Genomic DNA, 17,854 nt, shown 5'->3' on the forward strand with positions numbered 1-17,854 from the left:
ACGAAGTAGAATCAATGTCATGCACGTAGTCCAGAAAATTTAACCGGACAGCAGTGGGTCAAGCCCGAGGGCAGCGCCGGCTGGAGAGCGGAAATGCGAAACCCTACCATCCGCTTCACCCGTTCTCCCCACCATGTCATTCCCGCGAACGCGGGAATCCCCGTTTCCCGACCCCTCATAGACCTCCTCAGGCCCCTCCCCCCTCGTACCATCCCGACGCCACCGCAAGCTGGATTGCCGGGACAAGCCCGGCAATGAAGAAGGGAAAAACGTGAGAAAACCCCTACCCCCGGGGCCGCGCCACCGAATCCCGTTCCACCAGCGGGCATTCCAGCTTGGTCAGCGGGTAGCGGCCATCGTCGAGGCCGTCGGACAATTGCTCGGCGATCCACTGCCCCATGGCCCGGTGCGGCAGCACCGAGGTGGTCAATTGCGGGTGCAGGTGCCGGGCGATTTCCTCGTCGTCATAGCCGACCACCGACATGTCGCGGGGAATGGCGTAGCCGGCCTCCTTGAGCGCCTCGTAGCAGCCGATGGCCATGCGGTCGTTCTGGCAGAAGATCGCCGTGGGCAGGTCCTGCATGGCGATGATGCGGCGCGTCGCCTCGTAGCCGGCGCTGGCCGACCAGTCGCCGTTGAACACCAGGTCGGCGTCGAAGGGAATGTCGGCGGTGGCCAGCGCCCGGCGATAGCCCTTCAGCCGGTCCTGCGCCGCCTCCATCCAGATTTCGCCGGTAATGGTGGCGATGCGCCGGTGGCCGCGGGAAATCAGGTGATGGGTGGCGCGCTGGCCGCCGGCGATCTCGCTGGGCACCACGGCGGGGCTGGTCTGCCCGCTCTCGTAGCAATTGAGCAGCAGCACCGGGATATCGAGGTTTTTGAGGCTCGCGGGTAGTTCGACCTCGCGGGTGAAGATGGTCATATAGACCAGCGCCGACACCTCCTGCTCGACGAAGGCGGCGATCAGATTGGCCTCGACCTCGGGGTCGTTGCGGCTTTGCGAGACGAAGACCAGGTCGCCCGCCCCCTGCGCCGCCTGGCTCAGCCCCTCGATGGCCTGCACCGCCTCGGGGCTGGTGGCGAGCTGGTCGACGATGAAGCCGATCCGCCGTTCCTTGCGCGCCCGGCGCGTCTCCCCCGCCGCCTTGGGCTGGGGCATGCCGTAGCCCAGCCGCCGCGCCGTCTCCACCACGCGCTGTCGCGTCTCGCTGGAAAGCCTGATGCCCGGCGCGTCGTTGAGCACGAACGACACCGTCGCCTGGGAGCATCCCGCTTCCCGCGCGATATCGGTCATCGTCACCCGACGCGATCCCGCGCCGTTGACACGGCCGCCCGTCGATTTCCTGCCTGATCGCACCATGAGGCCCCGAGCATCGGTGGCCACCAGCTAATACAGCATGAATTAATATTAGCAAGAGTATGAGCGCGGATTGGCGCTGCGGCCCGGCATGAGGGTGCCGGGCCGCAGGGACGGTCAGAGCGCCGAGGCCATCAGCGAGGCATTGCCGCCGGCGGCGGTGGTGTCGATGCACACATGGCGCTCCACCAGCAGCCGCGCCATGTCGGACGGTCCCGACAGCAGCGGCAGCAGCGCGCCCTCGCGCCGGGCCAGCGCCTGGCGGATGGCGCGCAGCGCCCGCGCCTCGCCGTACCAGGCCACCGCCTCGAAGCCGCTGCCGGCGGCGAGCCGGTCGGGATCGGCCTCGCCGGTCACCGCCCGGCAGCCGGCCGCTTCGGCCAGCGCCTTTTGCGCCGCGATATTCTCCTCGCCCGGGCCGAGGCAGAGCAGGGTTCCGCGCGGGAAGACGTGCAGCCGGTTGCTTTCCCCGGTCGGGCCGGGCAGCTCCAGCGCCGCCCTTTGCGGCGCGGCGGCGCCGGTGGCGAAGCGCGGCAGGTAATGCGGGCCGCCCGCCTTGGGGCCGGTGCCCGAAAGCCCCTCCCCGCCAAAGGGCTGGCTGCCCACCACGGCGCCGATCTGGTTGCGGTTGACATAGATATTGCCGGCATGGACCGATGCCGCGAGCTGCTTCACCCGCGAGGAGATGCGCGTGTGCATGCCGAAGGTCAGCCCATAGCCCGAGGCGTTGATAGCGGCGATCACCTGCGCGAGCGCCTCGCCCTTGAAGCTCGCGACATGCAGGACCGGGCCGAAGATTTCCTCGGGGATGTCCGCGATCCCGGCGACCCGCAGCACGGTGGGCGCGACGAAGGTGCCGGCTTCCGGCGCCACCAGCCGGTGGATCACCTTATCCTCGCGCGCCGCGACATAGGCCAGTATCTTCCCGCGCGCCGCCTCGTCGATGATCGGCCCGATATCGGTCGACAGTCGCCAGGGATTGCCCAGGCGCAGTTCGTCCATGGCGCCCTTGAGCATATGGACGGTCCGCTCGGCCGCCTCCTCCTGCACATAGAGGATGCGCAGCGCCGAGCAGCGCTGTCCGGCCGACTGGAAGGCCGAGGCGACGATGTCGCGCACCGCCTGTTCGGTCAGCGCCGTCGTATCGACGATCATGGCATTGAGCCCGCCGGTTTCGGCGATGAGGGGAGCATCGGCAGCCAGGTTTTCCGCCATGGCCTGCTCGATGCGCCGTGCCGTGGGGAGCGAACCTGTGAACGCCACGCCACTTATGGCAGCCTCGGATGTTAACGATGTGCCAACATTCGGCCCACCGGTGAGAAGCTGGGCGGCGTCGCGCGGAATGCCCGCCTCGTGCATCAGTTGCACCGCCCGATAGGCGACCAGCGGCGTCTGCGGCGCCGGCTTGGCCAGCACCGGATTGCCCGCCGCCAGCGCTGCCGCGATCTGGCCGGTGAAGATGGCGAGGGGGAAGTTCCACGGCGAGATGCAGGCGAAGGGTCCGCGTGGCGCACTGGTCAGCTTCGCCGCCTCGTCGGCATAATATCTCAGGAAATCAACGGCTTCGCGCAGTTCCGCCACGGCGTCGGGCCAGCTTTTGCCGGCCTCGCGGGCCAGCAGCGCGAAAAATTCGGCGGCATTGGCCTCATAGAGATCGGCGACGCGGCGCAGCAATTCCGCCCGTTCCGCCACCGGGCGGGCCGGCCAGTCCGAAGCCTTGGCGGCCGCAAGCGCTTGGGAAACCTGCTCTTTTCCGGCTTCGACCACGTTGCCCACCCGGTCGCCGTGATCGGCGGGGTTGAGCACGGGCCGTTCGTCCCCGGCCCCGTCATCCGCCATCGCACCCAGCGGCGCCGCCTTCCAGCGATGCGTCGCAAAGGCGGCGCGGGCCGCATCCATGGCGGCGAAGGCGATCGGATCGGTGAGGTCCAAGCCCTTGGAATTACAGCGCTTTCCAAAAATATCCGCTGGAGCGGGAATGACCGGATTGGCGAAGGCGCCGTTCAGGTCCAGCAGCTTGCCGATGGGGTCCTCGGCGACCTTTTCGGCCGGAATGCCCTCGTCGGCGATCTGGTAGACGAAGGAGCCGTTGGCGCCGTTCTCGAGCAGGCGCCGCACCAGATAGGCCAGCAGGTCCCGATGCGCGCCGACCGGAGCGTAAATCCTTGTGGTGATTGCATGTTTTTCGCGCAGCACCTCATGCAGCCGCTCACCCATGCCATGGAGGCGCTGGAACTCATAGCTTTCCCGGGAGCGGCCGGCGGCGGCGGCCAGATGCAGGACGGCGGCGGCGGTATGGGCGTTGTGGGTGGCGAACTGCGGATACAAGTGCTTGGAGGAAAAGAGCTTTCTCGCCGCCGCGATATAGCTGGCGTCGGTCGCCGCCTTGCGGGTGAACACCGGATAGCCGGGCAGCCCCAGCACCTGCGCCCGCTTGATCTCGGCGTCCCAATAGGCGCCCTTGACCAGCCGGACCATGATGCGCCGGTCGAGCTTTTCCGCGGTGGCCTCCAGCCAGTCGATCAGCGGCAGTACGCTCTTGCCATAGGCCTGCACCACCACGCCGAAACCGTTCCAGCCCGCCAGTTCCGGGGTGTCCAGCACCGCCGCGATGACGTCGAGCGACAGGTCCAGCCGGTCGGCCTCCTCGGCGTCGATATTGAAGCCCATATCGGCCTTTGCCGCCGCCACGGCCAGCTTGCTCGTGACCTCGACCAGTTCCGTCATCACCCGGTCGCGCTGGGCCGTCTCATAGCGCGGATGCAGGGCGCTGAGCTTGACGGAAATGCCCGGATTGTCGCGCACCGACCCATTGGTGCAGTGCGGCACCAGCGTCTCGATGGCGCGCATATAGGCGTCGAAATAGCGCCCGGCATCCTCCATGGTGCGGGCCGCCTCGCCCAGCATGTCGTAGGAATAGCGATAGCCCTGCGCCTCGGGCTTCCTGGCGTTGAGCACCGCTTCCTCGATGGTGCGGCCGAAGACGAACTGGCTGCCCATGAGGCGCATAGCGTGGCCGACGGCGGTGCGGATCACCGGCTCGCCCAGCCGCGCGACGGCCCGGTGCAGCGCGCTTTTCGGCCCCACTTCCGGGTCGCCCAGCACCTCGGCGGTGAGGTTCAGCGCCCAGGAGGAGAAGTTGACGAGAGGGCTGGGCGAACCGCCGAAATGGCTGGCCCAGTCGGCTCCGCCTACCTTGTCGTGGATCAGCGCGTCCACCGTCTCGCTGTCGGGCACGCGCAGCAGCGCCTCGGCCAGCGACATCAGCGCCAGCCCTTCCTCGCTGTCGAGGCCGTATTCGGCAAGGAAGCTCTCCATCAGCCCCAGCCGCCGCCCGCTGCGCACCGCCCGCACCAGTTCCGCTGCGCTGGCGGAGACGGAACTTCTTTCCGCCTCGCCGAGCCCGGTCGCGGCGATGAGTTGGGGGACCAGCGCGGCCTCGTCGGCATAGAGCCGGGCGCGAAGAAAGTGGCGGGCATCGGAACGGGAAGTCATGGCAGGAGACCCTAAAACGAAGACGGCATCAGACTATCAGGGATCGCAAACGCGTTTCTCCTGATATGTAGGGTGGCTATGGCGCGACGCCATGATATGAGGGGGTGTTTCAGGAATTCCGCCTATGCAAAGCCTCGCCGACAGCCCATTGGACCAGATCGACCGCCGGATCATCGAGGAACTGGCCCGCGACGGCCGGATCAGCGTGGCCGAGCTCAGCCGGCGCGTGAACCTGTCCAAGACGCCCTGCCAGGCCCGCATCCGCCGGCTGGAAGAGACCGGGTATATTCTGGGCTATCGGGCCGTCATCGATCCCAAGATGCTCGGCCTGCCCCATGTCGCCTTTGTCGAAGTGCGGTTGAGCGATACGCGCAAGGCGGCGCTGGACGCGTTCAACCGGGCGGTCCGGGCCCTGCCCGAGGTCGAACAGGCCCATATGATCGCTTCCAGCTTCGATTATCTGCTCAAGGTGCGGACCAGGGACATTGCCGGCTATCGCGAATTGCTGGGCGAGAAAATCTCCGCCCTGCCCCATGTCGCCCATACCTCGACCCATGTATCGATGGAGGCGGTGAAGGACGATGCCGAATGAGCATGGCGCCGCCCCAAGTGAACCGGATCGGAAATGAAGACCATTCTCGTCGTCGGCATCGGCACCGGCAGCGCCGAACAATTGACCGTCGCGGCCGTTGCCGCCCTCAACCGGGCGGACGTGCTGTTCGTGCCCGAAAAGGGAACGCCGAAGGCGGATCTGGCGGATGTGCGCCGCACCATCATCAAGCGCTTCGTCACCCGGCCCGAGGTCCGGCAGATCGGCTATGCCGTGCCGCGCCGGGACGCGGGCAATCCGGATTATGGACAGGGCGTGGACGACTGGCACGCCATGCTGGCCGAGATTTTTTCCTGGCTGATCAGCGATGTACCGGAAAACGGCGTCGGGGCGTTTCTCGTCTGGGGCGATCCCGGCCTTTACGATTCCACCTTGCGCATTCTGGCCCGGGTGCCCGAGCCGGTCCGTGTCGAGGTGGTGCCCGGCATCACCGCCGTGCAGGCCCTGACGGCGGCCCACGGCATCGCGCTCAACCGGATCGGCGAGCCGGTGCTGATCACCACCGGGCGCAAGCTGGGGCCGGTGGAAACCGACACCGTGGTCATGCTGGACGGGCAACAGGCCTTTTTGCGCGCCGATCCGGACCTGGAGATTTTCTGGGGCGCCTATCTGGGTTCGCCGGACCAGTTGCTGATCTCCGGCCGGCTGGGCGACGTGGCGGTGGAGATCGCCGCCACCCGCGACGAGGCGCGCGCCAGACATGGCTGGATCATGGATACCTATCTGCTGCGCAAGGCGCGGTAGTGTCGCCGGCCTCGGCCTGTTAATCTGCATCCGGCAATCCGGCGCGAGAGAGAATTGGTCCAGTCTTCGGCATTATCCGGCGCCATCGAGGGCGCGAGACGCGGCGCCTGCCCGACGCTGACCGAGCCGATGCGCACCGGCGACGGCCTGCTGGCGCGCATCCGTGTCCTAGGCAATCGCCTGTCGCCGGTGCAGCTGGCGGAACTGGCCCGCCTTGCCGGCAGGCACGGCAACGGGCTGGTGGAGATCACCGCGCGCGGCAATCTGCAGGTGCGGGGACTGCGCCCGCACGGCGCGGCGCCCTTTGCCGCTGCCGTCGCCGCGCTGCTGTCGATCGAAACCGGGATCGTGGTCGACACCTCCCCGCTGGCGGGCGAGGACCCGGCCGCGAAAAGCGATTCGCGCCGGGCGGCGGCGGCCATCCGGGCCGGTGCCGCCAAGCTTCCGGGCGCGCTCGGCCCCAAGGTCAGCGTGGTGGTGGATGGCGGCGGGCAGGTTTCGCTGGCGGCGCTGAAGGCGGATGTCCGCCTGCTGGCGGAGGATGGGGGGCGCTGGGCGGTGACGCTGGGCGGCGGCAGGACGCAGTCCATGGACGAAGACGGCGCCGTGGCCGCGGCGCTCGCCATGCTCGGCGCGCTGGCGGCTATGGGTCCCGAAAGCCGGGCGACGGATCTTTTTCCGGGTCCCGGCCCCGGCCCGGCGAAAACCCGCCCGAATGTGGGGCCATTCCAGCTCGATACGGGCGCCACATGGGGGATCGCCCTGCCCTTTGGCGCGATGCACTGGAAAAACCTGCTGGCGCTCGCCAGCGCGGCGCGGGCAAAGGGAATCGGCGCCTTGCGGCTCGCCCCCGGCCACGCCCTGCTGCTGGACGGCGCCGATGCGGCCTTGATCGCCCAGGCCACGACGCTCGGCTTCATCACCGCTTCGGACGACCCACGGCTGCGGACAAGCGCCTGCATCGGCAGCAGCGGCTGCGCTTCCGGACATATCCCGGCGCGGGAACTCGCCGCCGCTCTGGCGGGCAGCATCCCTGCCGGACAAAGCCTTCACGTCTCGGGCTGCGCCAAGGGCTGCGCCCATCCCCGCCGCGCCGATGTGACGCTGGTGGGACGGCCGGACGGGATTGGCCTTGTCATCGATGGCCGGGCGGGCGATACGCCATCCCAGATCCTTGACGAGGCCGGCATCGGGACCGCCCTCGCCGGCGGACAGGAAGGCCGATGACCACTTACGACTATATCAAGGACGGCGACGCCATCTATCGCCAGTCCTTCGCCATCATCCGGGCGGAGACGGATCTTTCCGGCTTTACCGAAGACGAGGCGGAGCTGGCGGTGCGCATGGTGCACGCGGCCGGCATGGTCGAGGCGGCGCAGCACATCGTCTTCGGCCCGGGTTTCGTCGATGCGGCGCGCGCCGCGTTGCGGGCCGGGGCGCCGATCCTGTGCGACGCGGAAATGGTGGCCCGCGGCGTGACGGCGGCACGGCTCCCCGCCAGCAACAAGGTGATCTGCACCCTGCGCGATGCCCGCACCCCGGCGCTGGCGGCAGAACTGGGCAACACACGCTCGGCGGCGGCGCTGCATCTATGGGCCGATCACCTGGAGGGCGCGGTCGTCGCCATCGGCAACGCCCCCACGGCCCTGTTCCACCTGCTCGAAATACTGCGCGACGGGGCGCCGCGTCCCGCCGCCATTGTCGGCATGCCGGTGGGTTTCGTCGGCGCGGCCGAATCCAAGGACGCCCTGGCGGAAAACAATCATGGCATACCGTTCGCCATCGTGCGCGGCCGGCTGGGCGGCAGCGCCATGACCTCGGCCTGCCTCAACGCGCTGGCGAGGCCGGGCCTGTGACGGGGCGGCTGATCGGGGTCGGAACCGGCCCGGGCGATCCGGACCTGCTGACGCTGAAAGCGGTGCGCGCCATTGCCGAAGCGGACGTGGTCGCCTGGTTCGCCAAAAGGGGCAATCCGAGCAATGCCCGCGCCATCGCCGCCGCGCATTTCCGTCCGGGGCAGATCGAGGAAGCGCTGGATTATCCGGTGACGACCGAAATCCACCGCCACAATGAGGACTACAAGGCGCGGATCGGAGGGTTTTACGCGGATGCCGCCCGGCTGGTGGCCGATCATCTCGATGCCGGCCGCGACGTCGCCGTGCTCAGCGAGGGCGATCCGCTGTTTTACGGCAGCTATATGCACCTGCATGTCCGGCTGGCGCCGCACTACCCCCATGAGGTGATCCCCGGCATCACCGCCATGTCGGGCTGCTGGTCCGCCGCCGGCCTGCCGCTGGTGCAGGGCGACGACGTGCTGACCATCTTGCCCGGAACGCTGGAGCAGGCGGAACTGGCGCGGCGGCTGGGCGACGCCCAGGGCGCCGTCATCATGAAGCTGGGACGCAACCTGCCAAAGGTACGGGCGGCGCTCGCGGAGGCCGGGCGGCTCGACGGGGCCGTCTATGTCGAGCGGGGCACCACGGACCGAAGCGTCATCCTGCCGCTGGCCGAAAAGACCGGTGACGAGGCGCCCTATTTCTCCCTGGTCCTGGTGCCCGGCTGGAGCGATCGGCCATGACGGGCCGGCTGACCGTCATCGGCACGGGACCGGGCAATCCCGGCCAGACCACGCCGGAAGCCCTCGAGGCCATCGCCAGGGGCGAAATGTTCTTCGGCTACGGACCTTATCTCGACCGGCTCGACCTACGGCCGGACCAGAGGCGGATCGCTTCGGACAATCGCGAGGAGATCGGCCGCGCCCGGGCGGCGCTCGACGCAGCGGCGCGGGGTGCCTCGGTCTGCGTGGTCTCGGGTGGCGATCCGGGAGTCTTCGCCATGGCGGCCGCCATCTGCGAGGCCGTCGAATGCGGACCGGAAACCTGGCGGAGGCTCGATATCGTGATCCTCCCCGGGGTGACGGCCATGCTGGCGGTCGCCGCCCGCGCCGGCGCGCCGCTGGGGCACGATTTCTGCGCCATCTCGCTTTCAGACAATCTCAAGCCCTGGGAAGTGATCGAGCGCCGCCTGCGGGCCGTGGCCGAAGCGGGTCTGGTCATCGCCCTCTACAACCCGATCTCCAGCGCCCGTCCCTGGCAATTGGCCACCGCCTTCAAGCTGCTGCGCGAGATCCTGCCTGTCACCACGCCGGTCATTTTCGGCCGGGCGGTGGGCCGGCCGGACGAGACCTTCGCCGTGGTGGAGCTGGGCGATGCGGGCGGCCAGCCGGCCGACATGGCCACCTGTGTCATCATCGGTTCGGCCGAAACCCGCCTCATCGAGCGGCCGGGCATGGACCCGCTGGTCTACAGCCCCCGGAGCGCTTCGGCATGAGCGATCCCTGGCTGACCATTATCGGCATCGGCGAAGACGGCCCGGACGGCCTCTCCCCGGCGGCCCGCGCGGCGATCGGTGAGGCCGAGCTGGTCTTTGGCGGCGCGCGCCATCTGGACCTGGCCGCCGGCCTCATTAGGGGCGAGGCACGGCCCTGGACGACGCCCTTTTCCGATTCGGTGGATGCTCTCCTCGTGGCCAGGGGCAGAAAGGTCTGCGTGCTGGCCTCCGGCGATCCGTTCCATTACGGCGTCGGTGCCACGTTGTCGCGCCACGTCGATCCGGCGCAGATGCGCGTGCTTCCGGCACCCTCTTCCTTCAGCCTAGCCGCCGCAAGGCTGGGCTGGCCGCTGCAGGAAGTAGCCTGCCTGTCGCTGCATGGCCGGCCTCTCGACCTCATCCGGCCGCATTTGCATGCCGCGGCGCGCATATTGGCGCTGACCTCGGACGAGCATGGTCCCGCCGCCCTCGCGGCGCTGCTCACCGAAGCGGGGTTCGGCCGCTCCGTCGTCACCGTCATGGAGGCGCTCGGGGGCAAGCGCGAACGGGTGCGTTCGCAGATTGCCGAGATGTTCGGCCTGCATGATATCGATCCGCTCAATATCTGCGCCGTCACCGTCGTTCCCCTGCCCGGTGCGCGGGTCCTGCCGCTGGCGTCGGGCCTTGACGACGATCTTTTCGAGCATGACGGCCAGATCAGCAAGCGCGAGATCCGCGCGCTGACCCTCTCCGCCCTGTCTCCCCGCCGCCACGAGCTGCTCTGGGATATCGGGGCCGGATCGGGCTCGATCGGCATCGAATGGATGCTGGCCGATTCCAGCCTCGACGCCGTCGCCATCGAGCGGGACGAAGACCGCGCGGCGCGGATCGAACGGAACGCGAGGGCGTTCGGCGTCCCCGATTTGCGCATCGTCCGGGGCAAGGCACCGGCGGCTTTCGCCGGCCTCGAAGCCCCCCATGCCGTCTTCATCGGCGGCGGCGGCACCGAGCCCGGCCTGATTCAGGCTGCCATGGATGCGCTGCGGCGGGGGGGGCGGCTGGTCGCCAATGCGGTGACGCTCGAGATGGAGCAGGCCCTGCTTTTCCTCCACGCCGGGCATGGCGGCTCGTTGACCCGGCTCTCCGTCGCCCGCTCGGATGCGCTTGGCGGCATGACCGGCTGGCGCCCGGCCATGCCGATCACGCAATGGCGGTGGGAAAAGCCATGAGCGTGCACTTCATCGGCGCCGGCCCCGGCGCGGCCGATCTCATCACCGTCCGCGGCCGCGACCTGCTCTCGCGCTGCCCCGTCTGCCTCTATGCCGGCTCGATCGTGCCGGAGGAAATGCTCGGCTGGTGCCCGCCCGGCGCCCGGCTCATCGATACCGCGCCCCTGTCGCTGGACGAGATCGAGGCCGAATATGTCCGCGCCCACGCGGCCGGGAAGGACGTCGCCCGCCTGCATTCGGGCGATCTTTCGGTCTGGAGCGCGGTGGCCGAGCAGATGCGCCGCCTCGACCGGCTCGGCATTCCCTATACGCTCACGCCCGGCGTCCCGGCTTTTGCGGCGGCGGCGGCGGCGCTTGGCCGCGAGCTGACCATTCCCGCCATGGCGCAAAGCCTCGTGCTCACCCGCGTCAGCGGCCGCGCCTCGCCCATGCCCGAAGGCGAAAGCCTTGCCGCCTTCGCCGCCACCGGAGCCACCCTGGCGATCCATCTGGGCATTCATGCGCTCGGCCGGATCGTTTCGGAACTGCGCCCGCTCTACGGCGCCGACTGTCCTGCCGCCATCGTGGCGCACGCAAGCTGGCCCGGTCAGGTCATCCTGCGCGGTACGCTGGCGGACATCGAGGACAAACTTGCCGCAAACCCGATCGAACGCACCGCCATCGTCTTCGTCGGCCGGGGCCTGGGCGCCGAGGATTTCCGCGAAAGCGCGCTTTACGATCCGGATTACCAGCGGCGTTTCAGAGGGCGATAGGGATCATATGATGACGCAGCCGATACAACTGGCGGGCTGGGCGGTTCTGGCGAGCTGCCTTTTCTTGATGCCGGCATTGCCGGAGCTAGCCAATATCGTGGCAATTGCCGGCATGGTCATCGGCATTCCGCTGCTCGCCATCGACCTGCGCTCCGGCAAGCGGCTGACGGCCGCCGAGTGGATCGTGGTTGCGGCGTCGCTGATCCTCCTGGCGGTGCTCCTTCCCACCATAGGTTCGGCAGACGATGCGGTGGTCCTGCTCGCCTTGGCGCCGCTGCCCCTTTCCATCCCGCTGGCGGCCCTGCTCGCCCGGCTCGAAGACAGGCTGACGCTGCGCACGATCGCGACGCTTGCGCTGCTGGGCACGGCGGTAGCGGCCGGCATAACCGGCTATGATGTCTTCGTGCGCGGGATCAGGCGAGGCGGCTATCTCACCATGAACCCCATCCACATGGCCGACATCGCCATCCTGCTGGCCCTGTTGTCCTTTGCCGGCATTCTCGAAGGCGAATGGCGCAAGCGGCTGATTTTTCTCGCCGGCCCGGTCTTCGCATTGCTTGCCGTGCTGTGGTCGGGCTCGCGGGGGCCGCTGCTGGCCTATATCGGGCTGGCCGGCTTTTCCGTGCTCTTCGCCACCGCCATCGCCCTGCCGTCCAGATATCGCCGCCCCGCCGTCCTTTCCGTTTTTTTCCTGTTCGTCGCGGTGGGAATTCACGGGCTATCGACCGGCTGGCTGGGCCAGATCAGGGGCGTCGACCAGTTCCTCAACCTTGCCGGCGGCAATATCGCCGATGTCGACGGGTCGACGCGCATCCGCCTCCAACTCTACGAGGGCGCCTGGCTGGCGTTCCTGGACTCCCCCATCTTCGGCCATGGCGCCGATTTCGTTGCCGCTGCCGATGCGCGCGTCGCCGGGAATATTTCCGGCTGGGAGCACCTCCATTCCGACCTTGCCGATTTCGCGGCGCTGGGCGGCACGCTCGGGCTCATCGCCTATCTGGCGGTGCTGGCAGCGCCCCTTGTCGCCGTCCTCCGGCGGCGCCCGCCCCATAACGCGCTTGTCTATCTCGGGATGACGGCCGGGCTGGGCGTGCTGGCCATGGGGCTGACCAATGCCATTTTCGGTATATTGACCCTCACCGTCCTGTTCAGCCTCATGCTCGCCCTGATGTTCCGCATGCGAGCAACCGCTTAAGAACCAGGCGGTTCGTCGACGCAGAAGCCCAACAAGGCCGCAGCGCAGATCGGACCGAAACCAAGCAGGATTTCCATCGAGAAACTGACGTCGAACAGGCCGAACACGGCGTAGCACGTCGCCAGCACCAGCCCGCCGAACAGGCGCGGCGCATATTGACTGTCCCGGGGGGCTTTCGCGGCCCCCACCACCGGGACCGACATATAGATGACATAGGAAGCCAGCCCCATCACGCCGGCGAGGGCGGCGAAGTTGATGTAATCGTTATGCAGATGCGACCAGAGCTGCGTGTGCTCGCGGACATAGTCGGTCATATAGGGATGGGCAGCCTCGACATGTCGCCACCAGCCATGCCCGAAAATCGGCGAATCCAGGAAGGCCCGCAGGCCCCCATAATAGAGATTGAGCCGGATCTCCGTGGAAGTGTCGATGGCCTCGCCCTGGCCGAAAAATCTCGCCAATGTCTCAAAGGCGGAAAACGCACGCAGATTGGAAGCAAAGAAAGCGGTGCCGGCAATTGCCGCAAGCAGCAGCAGCGCCGTGCCGGCAAAGACGATATTCCGCTCCCTGCCCTTGAGGGTGAAGGCTGAATAGAGGACGAACAATACCGACAAACAGGCCATCATGACCATGGCCGCCCGCGTGCCGGCCAATATCGCCGCCCCGCCCCCGAATATCGGGCCAAGCAGGAACGCCCAGCGCAATAGGTCCTTGCGAGCGAAAACGCCGATCAGCGACAGGAAACCCAGCATGACCGACATCATGGCGAAGGGATTGGTGAGGTTCACGAAACCCACCGCCCGGCGCAGGCCCTGTATATGGACTTCGTAAAAACCCACGCCCAACGCCGCAGCGGCGCCGATCAGGGCCAGCCAGGCGAATTGCTCGGAAGCGCGCACGCCGGCATTGCTCGACAACAGCGCGACGGCAGGGATGAAGAGCAGGAAGAAGACGAAATTGCCGGCATATTGCAGGTCCGAGACCTGCCGGGCGGACAAGGCGAAGGCCAACAGCAGCAACAGAAAGGCCAGCGCATAGAGCAGTGCCGCCGGACGCCACATCCTGGCCCGCATGGTCCCGTCCCAGAGCAGTACCGGCAGCATGGCCAGCAACACGACCGCATAGGCATAGGCTGACAGATTGCCGATGAGATTGGCACCGACGAGCAGGAAAGCGAGTACAAGCCAGGCGGCGCCCCGCTCAAGTCCAGCGACGGTCATTCATTCACCTCGATCTGACGATTCCTGTAAAGCGGCGCCGCTTATCGCGCCCCCACACCGAAAAGCACGGTTCTTATCGTCTTGAACAGGATAAGAAGGTCAAGATCAAAGGATAAATGCTTTATATAGTATAGGTCATAAGAGAGTTTCTCTATTTCCTCATCCACTGTTCCGGCATAGCCGGACCTGACCTGTGCCCAGCCGGTAATCCCGGGCAGAACGAGCGAGCGCAACTCATATTTGGGTTCCGCCGCCGCGCTGGAGCGGGCGACATATTCGGCAACCGGACGCGGGCCGATCAGGCTCATGTCGCCGCGCAGTATATTGTAAAGCTGAGGGATTTCGTCGAAGCGCAATTTCCGGATCAGGCGGCAGCCCGGCAGGACCCGCTTGTCGCGCAGCCCGGTGGAGCCGCCTTCCGCTCCCTTGTACATGGTGCGGAACTTGTACATCCGGAACCGCCTGCCGGCATAGCCGCGCCGGATCTGCACGAACATGACGGGAACACCGTCCAGCACGGCGATATAGGCGGCGACGATCACAGCCAGAGGCAGGGTCAGCGGCAGGCTGAGCAGCACCAGTACGATATCGAGGATGCGCTTGATCCGCGCATAGATGAGCTGGCTGGGCGAGTATGCCAGATGGGAAATCTCGAAACTCGAGACGTCTAGACGTCCGCTACGCACCTCCCGATAGCTGGTCCAGGGCAGGATCTCGATCCCGTGCAGATGGCAATTGGTCAGCATGGCCGACCATTTCGCGCTGTGATGTTCGCGCGGATCGATCAGCAGGATGTCTATGTCGGGAATCTCGCCGGCGGGATCGCGCAGGATGGGAACCTGCCCCAGTTCCTCGGCCACGCTTTCCGCATCGGCAAAGCCGGCCAACGCCACATGGGCGCCGAAACTGCGCTGGAACCGCAGATTGGCATAGGCCATGACCAGCACCGCCACCGGGAGGCACAGGGCCAGGCCCAGATAGCTGACGGGGACGCGCAGCCCCGACAACAGGCTGACCGCCACGCCGAAAAGCCCGACCACCAGCAATGTGGAGGTCATTATCGCCGCGCCGTGGCGCCGCAATCCCGCGAGCACCGCGCCGGCCAGCAGCGGCACGCAGGCCAGGGCCAGCACCGCCAGGAGGATATTGTGCCAGTCGCTGCGTCCCGGCCGGGTGATGATGAGGATGTAAAGGATCGCCTGGGCGGCTATGGCGACCACGACCGGCAGGAAAAATTCCGACAGGTCGTGGAAATATCTGTGCCCCCGCGTCCTCCCGCCCTGCGCGACGACATAGGAGAGGTCCTTTATCGGATAGCTTGCTTTTGCCCGGCGTCTTGCCGGACGTTCTGTTCTGGCCATGACCAACACGAATTGACGACCCGGAAACGCGGACTATGCGGGCCAGAAGAATTGCTTACCAATATCGATTGCACACCTGCGCCCGGAAAGCCTTGCCACCGCGAGATGCGCTTTTCAAGCCGATAAGCGGATGGCGGGCCCGAAGCCTGGGCGCCGGAGATCAGCTCTTTTCCGCATAGTGGCCCCGATACCACTCCACGAACCTTGCCACCCCCGTTTCGACATCCGTCTCCGGCACGCCGCCGATCAGCGCCTCCAGCAGGCCGGTGTCGGACTGGGTCGCCGCCACGTCCCCCGGCTGCATGTCCATCATGTTGAGCTTCGCCTTGCGGCCAATAGCCGTTTCCACGGCACGGATGAAGTCCATCAGTTCGGTGGGCCTGCCGCCGGCGATGTTGACGGTGCGGAACGGGGCGATGGGCGAGAGGCTGTCATGGGCCACCCTCTGGCCGGCTTGCGGCGGGCGCTCGAGCAGGCGCACCATCGCGTCGACCAGATCGTCGACATAGGTGAAGTCGCGCCGCATCCTGCCATGGCCATAGACGTCGATGGGCCGATCGCCGAGCATGGCGTCGGTGAACTTGAACAGGGCCATGTCCGGCCGTCCCCAGGGGCCATAGACGGTGAAGAACCGGACGCAGGTGGAGGGGATGCCGAACAGATGCGCGTAGGAATGCACCATGGCCTCGCCGGACTTCTTGGTCGCGGCGTAGAGCGAGGCCGGCGCGTCGGCCCGGTCGGTCTCGGCGAAGGGCATCTTCACGTTGCCGCCATAGACCGAGCTGGTCGAGGCGAAGACCAGATGGCGGGGTTTGTGCCGCCGCAGCGCCTCGAGCAGGTTGGCGGTGCCCACGATATTGGACTGGATATAGCTTTGCGGATGCTCGAGGCTGTAGCGCACGCCGGCCTGGGCGGCCAGATGCACGACCATCTCGGCGCCGCTTTCGGCCAGCGCCGCTTCGAGGCGCGCGGCGTCTTCCAGCATGGCCTCGACCTGGACGAAGCCCGGGTGCTCTTGAAGCAGCGCCACGCGGGCGCGTTTCAGCGACGGATCGTAATAGTCGGTGAACCCGTCATAGCCTGCCACCTCATGCCCCAGCCCCAGCAGGCGCCGCGCCAGATGGAAGCCGACGAAGCCGGCCGTTCCGGTAACGAAAATCCTCACGCCGCGCCTTCCCTCACCTACTGAAGCCGGTCATTGCGCGGCGATCTCCGCCTCGCCCGGCGCCGGCGGCGTCCTGCCGATGCTGACGAAGGTGAAGCCGTGCCGCTGCATTTCATGGGGCCGGTAGACATTGCGCAAGTCCACGAAAACCGGCGCTTTCATCGCCGCCTTGAGCCGGGCGAGGTCGAGCGAGCGGAATTCGTTCCATTCCGTCACCAGCACCAGGGCGTCGGCGCCGGCCGCCGCCTCATAGGCGTCGGCGGCAAAGGCGACGTTCTCCATCATCTCCCGCGCTGCCGCCATGCCCTGCGGGTCGTAGGCGACGATGCTGGCGCCGCGATCCTGCAGGCCGCGGACGATGTCGAGCGAGGGCGCCTCGCGCATGTCGTCGGTATTGGGCTTGAAGGTCAGGCCCAGCACGCCGATGGTCTTGCCGCGCACCTCGCCGCCGCAGGCCGCGACCACCTTGCGGGCCATGGCGCGCTTGCGCTGGTCGTTGATGGAGACGGTGGTTTCCACCAGCCGCATCGGGCTGCCGAAATCCTGCCCGATCTTCATCAGCGCCAGGGTGTCCTTGGGGAAGCAGGAGCCGCCATAGCCAGGCCCGGCGTGGAGGAACTTGCCGCCGATGCGCTTGTCCAGCCCGATGCCCCGGGCGACCTCCTGCACGTCCGCCCCCGTCGCCTCGCACAGATCGGCCACTTCGTTGATGAAGGTGATCTTCATGGCGAGAAAGGCGTTGGCCGCATATTTGATCAGTTCGGCGGTGCGGCGGTCGGTGAACTGCAACGGGGCCTGGTTGAGATAGAGCGGCCGGTAAACCTCGGTCATCACCTCGCGGGCGCGCTCGTCCTCGATGCCGACGACGATCCGGTCGGGGCGCTTGAAATCCTCGATCGCCGCGCCCTCGCGCAGGAATTCGGGATTGGACACCACGGCCACGTCGGCCCCGGGATTTGCGGTCCCGATGATGTGGGCCACCTCGTCGCCCGTGCCCACCGGCACGGTGGATTTGGTGGCGACCACGGTAAAGCCCTCGAGCGCGCCGGCGACTTCCCTTGCCACCTCCCGCACATAGCGCAGGTCGGCATGGCCGTCGCCGCGCCGGCTGGGCGTGCCAACGGCGATGAACACCACATCGGCGGGCGCCACCGCCGCCGGCAGGTCGGTGGAAAAGCTCAGCCGCCCCGCCCCGGCATTGACCTTGACCAGTTCGTCCAGCCCGGGCTCGTAGATCGGGATGACGCCGCTGCGCAGCGCCTCGATCTTTGCCGCGTCCTTGTCGACGCAGACCACCTCATGGCCGAAATCGGCGAGGCACACGCCGGTGACCAATCCTACATAGCCGGAGCCGATGACGGCGATTTTCACGGGCGGATCTCCATGGTCGGTGAGCGGATGCCGGGATCATGGCTGG

The 17,854-nt window shown here is 67.2% G+C and carries 15 protein-coding genes; 9 read left to right on the forward strand and 6 right to left on the reverse strand.

What is annotated here, in order from left to right; genetic code table 11:
* Positions 1-283: 283 nt before the first annotated feature.
* Positions 284-1,294 carry a LacI family DNA-binding transcriptional regulator gene (locus ACFOOL_RS11015; RefSeq protein ID WP_380097483.1) on the reverse strand — a complete coding sequence of 337 codons (1,011 nt, stop codon included), beginning with the start codon at positions 1,292-1,294 and terminating at the stop codon, positions 284-286.
* Positions 1,295-1,474: 180 nt separating this feature from the next.
* The gene (gene putA / locus ACFOOL_RS11020; RefSeq protein WP_380097066.1) at positions 1,475-4,852 is read right to left on the reverse strand and encodes a bifunctional proline dehydrogenase/L-glutamate gamma-semialdehyde dehydrogenase PutA; all 3,378 of its coding nucleotides are present in this window, start codon (positions 4,850-4,852) and stop codon (positions 1,475-1,477) included.
* A 124-nt stretch (positions 4,853-4,976) separates the two neighbouring features.
* On the opposite strand from putA, the gene ACFOOL_RS11025 reads away from it, so the two are divergent.
* From ACFOOL_RS11025 to ACFOOL_RS11065, 9 genes are read left to right on the forward strand one after another with little or no spacing between them, the layout of a single operon-like run.
* A complete protein-coding gene (locus ACFOOL_RS11025; RefSeq protein ID WP_380097067.1) occupies positions 4,977-5,444 on the forward strand; it encodes an Lrp/AsnC family transcriptional regulator in 468 nt (155 codons plus the stop codon).
* A gap of 33 nt (positions 5,445-5,477) precedes the next feature.
* Positions 5,478-6,206 carry a precorrin-6A synthase (deacetylating) gene (gene cobF, locus ACFOOL_RS11030; protein WP_380097069.1) on the forward strand — a complete coding sequence of 243 codons (729 nt, stop codon included), beginning with the start codon at positions 5,478-5,480 and terminating at the stop codon, positions 6,204-6,206.
* 54 nt (positions 6,207-6,260) lie between these two features.
* Positions 6,261-7,433, forward strand: coding sequence for a precorrin-3B synthase (gene cobG / locus ACFOOL_RS11035; protein ID WP_380097071.1), 1,173 nt, complete (start codon positions 6,261-6,263; stop codon positions 7,431-7,433).
* On the forward strand, positions 7,430-8,062 hold the full coding sequence (locus ACFOOL_RS11040) for a precorrin-8X methylmutase (RefSeq protein WP_380097073.1): 633 nt from the start codon (positions 7,430-7,432) through the stop codon (positions 8,060-8,062). Before cobG ends, ACFOOL_RS11040 begins: the two co-directional genes overlap by 4 nt.
* Positions 8,059-8,784 carry a precorrin-2 C(20)-methyltransferase gene (locus ACFOOL_RS11045; RefSeq protein ID WP_380097074.1) on the forward strand — a complete coding sequence of 242 codons (726 nt, stop codon included), beginning with the start codon at positions 8,059-8,061 and terminating at the stop codon, positions 8,782-8,784. The genes ACFOOL_RS11040 and ACFOOL_RS11045 overlap by 4 nt, the downstream gene beginning before the upstream one ends.
* Positions 8,781-9,536, forward strand: coding sequence for a precorrin-3B C(17)-methyltransferase (locus ACFOOL_RS11050; RefSeq protein ID WP_380097075.1), 756 nt, complete (start codon positions 8,781-8,783; stop codon positions 9,534-9,536). Before ACFOOL_RS11045 ends, ACFOOL_RS11050 begins: the two co-directional genes overlap by 4 nt.
* Positions 9,533-10,744, forward strand: coding sequence for a precorrin-6y C5,15-methyltransferase (decarboxylating) subunit CbiE (gene cbiE, locus ACFOOL_RS11055; protein ID WP_380097077.1), 1,212 nt, complete (start codon positions 9,533-9,535; stop codon positions 10,742-10,744). The genes ACFOOL_RS11050 and cbiE overlap by 4 nt, the downstream gene beginning before the upstream one ends.
* Positions 10,741-11,496, forward strand: coding sequence for a precorrin-4 C(11)-methyltransferase (gene cobM / locus ACFOOL_RS11060; protein WP_380097078.1), 756 nt, complete (start codon positions 10,741-10,743; stop codon positions 11,494-11,496). Before cbiE ends, cobM begins: the two co-directional genes overlap by 4 nt.
* A gap of 10 nt (positions 11,497-11,506) precedes the next feature.
* The gene (locus tag ACFOOL_RS11065) at positions 11,507-12,691 is read left to right on the forward strand and encodes an O-antigen ligase family protein (RefSeq protein ID WP_380097080.1); all 1,185 of its coding nucleotides are present in this window, start codon (positions 11,507-11,509) and stop codon (positions 12,689-12,691) included.
* On the opposite strand, the gene ACFOOL_RS11070 is transcribed toward ACFOOL_RS11065, so the two are convergent.
* The 4 genes from ACFOOL_RS11070 to ACFOOL_RS11085 all read right to left on the reverse strand — a co-directional run bounded on the left by ACFOOL_RS11070 (position 12,688) and on the right by ACFOOL_RS11085 (position 17,808).
* Complete coding sequence (locus ACFOOL_RS11070; protein ID WP_380097082.1) at positions 12,688-13,911, reverse strand: O-antigen ligase family protein; 1,224 nt, start codon at positions 13,909-13,911, stop codon at positions 12,688-12,690. The genes ACFOOL_RS11065 and ACFOOL_RS11070 overlap by 4 nt on opposite strands.
* Before the next feature lie 41 nt (positions 13,912-13,952).
* A complete protein-coding gene (locus ACFOOL_RS11075; protein ID WP_380097084.1) occupies positions 13,953-15,272 on the reverse strand; it encodes a sugar transferase in 1,320 nt (439 codons plus the stop codon).
* A 160-nt stretch (positions 15,273-15,432) separates the two neighbouring features.
* Positions 15,433-16,437, reverse strand: a complete 1,005-nt coding sequence (locus ACFOOL_RS11080) for an NAD-dependent epimerase/dehydratase family protein (protein WP_380097085.1) — start codon at positions 16,435-16,437, stop codon at positions 15,433-15,435.
* A 30-nt stretch (positions 16,438-16,467) separates the two neighbouring features.
* Positions 16,468-17,808 (reverse strand): UDP-glucose dehydrogenase family protein, encoded by a 1,341-nt coding sequence (locus tag ACFOOL_RS11085; protein WP_380097086.1) that lies wholly within the window; start codon positions 17,806-17,808, stop codon positions 16,468-16,470.
* Positions 17,809-17,854: the final 46 nt, after the last annotated feature.

It is taken from the genome of Devosia honganensis (genome assembly GCF_042648785.1).
Taxonomy (GTDB): Bacteria; Pseudomonadota; Alphaproteobacteria; order Rhizobiales; family Devosiaceae; genus Devosia; species Devosia honganensis.